This is a genomic window from Bradyrhizobium sp. Kon58 (assembly GCF_055807455.1).
In genome coordinates, this window is sequence record NZ_JBVVOT010000692.1 from 1 (window position 1) to 232 (window position 232).

The window sequence follows — 232 nt, forward strand, 5'->3', positions numbered from 1 at the left end:
GCCGGCTGAAGTCATTGCCGGCGTCGACGCGGTGATCGTCACCCACACTCACCTTGACCATTGGGATGATGCTGCACAACAAGCGCTGCCCAAGGACATTCCGCTGTTCGCCCAGCATGAAGCCGACGCGCAACTGATTCGCTCCCAAGGTTTCAAGAATGTGCATGTGCTGACCGACGAGGCGCAGTTCGGCGGCGTCAAAATCAGCAAGACCGGCGGCCAGCACGGTACC

Annotated in this window: 1 protein-coding gene; it reads left to right on the forward strand. The window is 60.3% G+C overall.

Translation table 11 applies throughout. The features are described 5' to 3' along the window. Positions 1-232 (forward strand): MBL fold metallo-hydrolase (locus AC0L20_RS41965; RefSeq protein ID WP_473295990.1); only part of this gene is annotated, 232 nt, incomplete at both ends.